Origin of the sequence: Rhodococcus sp. P14 (genome assembly GCF_000256505.1) — a bacterium.
GTDB classification, from domain to species: Bacteria; Actinomycetota; Actinomycetes; order Mycobacteriales; family Mycobacteriaceae; genus Rhodococcus; species Rhodococcus ruber.
Genome location: NZ_AJFC01000265.1, coordinates 1 through 5488, shown reverse-complemented (window position 1 = coordinate 5488; position 5488 = coordinate 1). Strand labels below are relative to the sequence as shown.

Annotated in this window: 3 protein-coding genes; all 3 read right to left on the bottom strand. The window is 70.2% G+C overall.

The genetic code is table 11. The features are described from left to right. Nucleotides 1-666: 666 nt before the first annotated feature. On the bottom strand, nt 667-2238 hold the full coding sequence (gene nuoN, locus OEY_RS0118760) for an NADH-quinone oxidoreductase subunit NuoN (RefSeq protein ID WP_230831670.1): 1572 nt from the start codon (nt 2236-2238) through the stop codon (nt 667-669). 74 nt (nt 2239-2312) lie between these two features. Then, nucleotides 2313-3944 (bottom strand): NADH-quinone oxidoreductase subunit M, encoded by a 1632-nt coding sequence (locus tag OEY_RS0118755; RefSeq protein WP_010595355.1) that lies wholly within the window; start codon nt 3942-3944, stop codon nt 2313-2315. Next, on the bottom strand, nt 3944-5488 hold a 1545-nt coding region (gene nuoL, locus OEY_RS0118750), incomplete at its 5' end, for an NADH-quinone oxidoreductase subunit L (RefSeq protein ID WP_010595354.1). The genes nuoL and OEY_RS0118755, both read right to left, overlap by 1 nt.

The following is a 5488-nucleotide window of genomic DNA, read 5'->3' as shown; positions in this document are numbered from 1 at the left end:
GGGCGGCCCCCCCCGCCCCTGGAGACGACATGAACATCTGGCCGCCCGTTCCTCCTCGCCGATCCGGCAGACAGTGAAGGCTGAGACGGCGCATCCTGAGTAGGTGGCGCGAGCCGTCGGGTCGGCGGCGGAGAATCTCGGCAAGGGCTATCGACACAGGAGGACGCGATGACCTCACCTGCGAACAGCACCCCGATTCCGCCCGGCATCGAGATGCAGGGAGCGACGCTCTAGACAACCATGTCAGGGCAAACAGCGACGGGACCGACTCCCGCACCGGGAGCCCGGGGTAACCGAAGCTACGACCCCGGCGCCGGCAACTGCCCGACATACACCGCGGGCGTGGCACCGGCTGGGGCGGTCTCACCGAGCACCCACCCGGCCACATCCCCTGCCCGGCCCCGCGCGAAGACGGCCCCCACCCGAGTCGACCGCTCGCCGGGTGCCGGCACGGGGACAGGAGTGCACCCCTCCGGGGTCATCGCGACTCGCTCGGACCCGAGGTTGTGGAACGGAGTCCGCGTAGTTCGGTGCGCAGTTCGTCGGCGTGTTCGCGGGCAGCGTCGACTTGGGCGCGGGCGGCGGCGGTTTCGGCGCGGGCGGCCGCGTTCGTGTTCGGCGGCTGCGTCCTCGTCCGCCCGGATCCCCGCGCTCGTCACGGAACCGTCAACCGAGGAACACCGCGACCCGGTCCACCAGCTCGAGCAACGGCTGCGGGAAGACGCCGAGCGCCACGGTCACCACCGCCCCGGCGGCGATCGTGACGGTCGTCAGGGCGCTGGGCGCCACGACCGCGGGAGCGTCGCGGTCCGGCTCGTCGAAGAACATCAGCACGATGACGCGCACGTAGAAGTACGCCGCGACGGCGCTGCTGACCACGCCGACGATCACGAGCGGAACGGCGCCGCCGCCCGCCGCCGCCCCGAAGACGGCGAACTTGCTGACGAACCCGCTGGTGAGCGGGATGCCGGCGAACGCGAGCAGGAACAGGGCGAACACCGCGCCGACGAGCGGCGAGCGCCGCCCGAGGCCCGCCCAGCGGGACAGGTGGGTCGCCTCCCCGAGGTCGTCGCGGACCAGGGTCACGACGGCGAACGCACCGAGAGTGCTGAAGCCGTACGCGAACAGGTAGAACATCGTCGACGCCAGCCCGGCCCGGTCGGCGGCGATCAGACCGGTGAGGATGAAACCGGCGTGGGCGACCGACGAGTAGGCCAGCATCCGTTTGACGTCGTTCTGCGTCACGGCCAGCACCGAGCCCGCCACCATCGTCAGGATCGCCACGCCCCACAGCAGGGGACGCCAGTCGTCTCGCAGTCCGGGCAGCGCCACGTAGAACACGCGTAGCATCGCGCCGAACGCCGCGATCTTGGTGGCCGCCGCCATGAAGGCGGTGATCGGCGTGGGGGCCCCCTGATAGACGTCGGGGACCCAGGAATGGAACGGCACCGCGCCGATCTTGAAAAGCAGACCCACCGCGAGCATCGCCGCACCGATCACCACCAGCGCGTCGCCGTCCGCGCGGACGGCGACGGCGTCGGCGATACCTGCCAGGCGCACGGTGCCCGCGTAGCCGTACAGCAGCGCCACCCCGAACAGGAAGAAGGCCGAGGAGAAGGCGCCGAGCAGGAAGTACTTCAGGGCCGCTTCCTGGGAGAGCAGGCGCTGCCGACGGGCCAGGCCGCACAGCAGGTACAGCGGCAGCGACAGGACCTCGAGCGCGATGAACATGGTGAGCAGGTCGTTCGACGCCGGGAACAGCAGCATCCCCCCGACGGCGAACAGCACCAGCGGGAACACCTCGGTCTGGGACATCCCCTGCGCGGCGGCCTCGCGCTCGGCGACGCTGCCCGGCACCACGGACGCCTGCGGGGCGAACGCGTCGGCCCCGCCGCGCCCGGTCGCCACCGCCGCGCCCGGCCCCTCCGGCGTGGCACCGCGGGCATTCGGCTCGATGCCGCGTTCGGCGACGAGCAGCACTGCGAGGATCGAGACGAGCAGGATGGTGCCCTGCAGGAACAGGGTGGGTCCGTCGACCGCGACGGCGTCGACCGCGGCGCTGTACCCGGGTGCGGCGCCGGCGGCGAAGTCCAGGCCCGCGGCGAGGACGACGACGGCCACGAACGCGGCGCCGAGACCACCGAGCGCGAGCAGCAGGTGGCTCGCGTACCGGCCGCGGCGGGGAACGAACGCCTCGACGAGCACCGCGGCAACGGCCACCCCGAACACGATCAGCATGGGAGAGAGCGGGCCGTAGCGGAGGTCGGGAGCCGGAATCGCCTGAGCGAGAACGAGGGTTCCGTTCAAGGGAGTCACCTGTGCGTCCCTCCGTGGGTGTCGGTGCCGGTCCCGCCCGCGACGGGCTCGGGCGGGGCGGCGGGCTCCGGATCGGGCCGGTCGACGGTGACCAGGACCTGGTCGACCGCGGGGGTGATCACGTCGAGGGCCGGCTTGGGGTAGACGCCCAGGACGAGGAGCAACGCGATGAGCGGCACCACGACGGCGAGTTCGCGGGGCACCAGGTCGCGCACGTGCTCGTTGCCGCCGGTGACCGGTCCGGTCATCATGCGCTGGTAGAGCCACAACACGTAGATCGCCGACAGGACGAGCGCGAGCACCGCGACCACGGCGGCGACCTGGTAGCGCGGATAGGTGCCGACCAGCACCAGGAATTCGCTGACGAACGGTGCCAGGCCCGGCAGGGACAGGGTCGCCAGTCCCGCGACGAGGAACGTCCCGGCCAGGACGGGGGCGACCTTGCGGACGCCGCCGTACGCGGCGATCGCGCGGGATCCGCGCCGGGAGACGAGGAACCCGGCGATCAGGAACAGCGCGGCGGTGGAGATGCCGTGGTTGACCATGTACAGCGTCGAGCCGGCCTGGCCCTGGCTGGTCATCGCGAAGATGCCGAGGATGATGAACCCGAAGTGCGAGATCGAGGTGTAGGCGATCAGACGCATCACATCCGTCTGACCGATGGCGACCGCCGCGCCGTAGACGATGCCGATCACCGCGAGCGTGACGATCACGGGCGCGAAGTACACCGACGACTCGGGGAACAACTGCAGGCAGTAGCGCAGCATGCCGAACGTGCCGACCTTGTCGACCACGGCCATCATCAGCACCGCCCCGGCGGGGGTGGCCTGCACCGCGGCGCCGGGCAGCCAGGTGTGGAACGGCCACAGCGGCGCCTTCACGGCGAACGCGAACATGAAACCGAGGAATAGGGCGTGGAGCACCACGGTGTCGGCACCGAGACCGCCGTCGGTGACGGCGGCGACGATCTCCCGGAAGTCGAACGTGCCGGCGCCCTGCCGGGCGGTCACCACGTACAGTCCGATCACCGCGGCCAGCATGATCAGCCCACCGAACAGGTTGTAGAGCAGGAACTTCACCGCCGCGCGGGAGCGCCGGCCCCGATCTCCGAGCCGATCCCCGAAGCCCCCGATGAGGAAGTACATCGGGATGAGCATCGCCTCGAAGAAGATGTAGAACAGCAACACGTCGAGCGCGGTGAACGAGACCATCACCATCGCCTCGACCGAGAGCATCAGCGCCATGTACAGGTGTGTGGTTCGCCGCGGCGTGGAGGGGCGGGCGGTGCCGGTGGGCTCGGCCGGTGTCGTGTCGTTCCAACCGGCCAGCATCAGCAGCGGAAGCAGCACCGCGGTGAGCAGCACCAGCACGAGCGCGATGCCGTCCACGCCCAGCGTGTACCGGGTGCCCAGGGCCGGGATCCACGGGTGCGATTCGACGAACTGGTACTGCTCGCCCGCCGGGTCGAATCCGATCGCCAGCACGCACGCCACCACGAGCACCACGGCCGCGACCGCCAGCGCGGCGCCCTTGGCGAGGCTCCGCATCCGGGCGGGAATCGCCAGGACGACGACGGCGCCGACGAGCGGCACCACCCACAGGGTCGTCAACCAGGGAAAGTTGCCCACTACAGCCTCCCCAGCATCATCGCCGCGACCACGACGGCCGCGCCTACCAACATGGACAAGCCGTAGGACCGCACGAACCCGGTCTGCAGGTGCCGCATCCGGGCGGAGAGGGCGCCGACCGTGGCGGAGATCCCGTCGACCGCCCCGTCGACGGCCTTGTCGTCGACGGTCACCAGGGTCGTGGTCAGGGACCGTCCGGGCCGCATGAACACCGCCTCGTTGACGGCGTCGCCGTAGAGATCCCTGCGGGCGGCGACGGTGAACGCCGACACGTCGGCGGGGGCGGCGTCGGGGATCTCGCGCCGGGCGTACTGCCGGTAGGCCACCGCGACACCGGCGAGCACGACAGCGAGGGTGAGGGCGGTGATCACCCACACCGGGAGCAGGTGTTCGATCTCCGCGGCCCCCACCACCGGTTCGAGCCAGTTCTGCAGCGCCCCGCCGAGAGTGAGGGCGGCACCGGCGCCGACCGAGCCGAGGGCGAGCAGGATCATGGGCGCCGTCATCACGGCGGGCGCCTCGTGGGGGTGGACGTCGGCGGCCCAGCGACGTCTGCCGAAGAAGGTCATCAGCATCACCCGCGTCATGTAGAACGCGGTGAGGCCGGCCCCGAGCAGGGCTGCCGTGCCGAGGACGATCCCTTCCGCACCGCCGGCGCCGAACGCCACCTCGATGATCTTGTCCTTGGAGAAGAACCCGGCGAACGGCGGAATGCCGATGATCGCGAGGTAGCCGAGACCGAAGGTGACGAACGTGATCGGCATGACGGTGCGCAGGCCGCCGTAGTGCCGCATGTTCACCTCGTCGTTCATCCCGTGCATCACCGATCCGGCCCCGAGGAACAGTCCGGCCTTGAAGAAGCCGTGGGTGAGCAGGTGCATGATCGCGAAGGCATATCCGGCGGGACCGAGGCCCGCGGCGAGGACCATGTAGCCGATCTGGCTCATGGTCGAGGCGGCGAGTGCCTTCTTGATGTCGTCCTTGGCGCACCCGATGACAGCTCCGAACAGCAGGGTCACCGTGCCCACGATCACCACGGCGAGTTGCGCGGTGGGGGCGAGGTCGAAGAGCACGTCGGACCGGACGATGAGGTAGACGCCCGCGGTGACCATGGTGGCGGCGTGGATCAGTGCCGACACCGGTGTCGGGCCCTCCATCGCGTCACCGAGCCAGGACTGCAGGGGCACCTGGGCGGACTTGCCGCATGCGGCGAGCAGCAGCACGAGGCCGAGTGCGGTGAGCACGCCGTCGCTCGCTCCGTCGGCGCCGGCGAAGACGTCGTCGAACGTCACGGACCCGAACGTCGCGAACATGATCATCATGGCGACGGCCAGACCCATGTCGCCGACACGGTTGACGACGAACGCCTTCTTCGCGGCCGTCGCGGCGGACGGTTTGTACTGCCAGAACCCGATCAGCAGGTACGAGGCGAGACCGACGCCTTCCCAGCCCACGTACAGGCCGAAGTAGTTGTCGGCGAGGACGAGCAGCAACATCGCCGCGAGGAAGAGGTTGAGGTAGGCGAAGAACAACCGGCGTCCGGG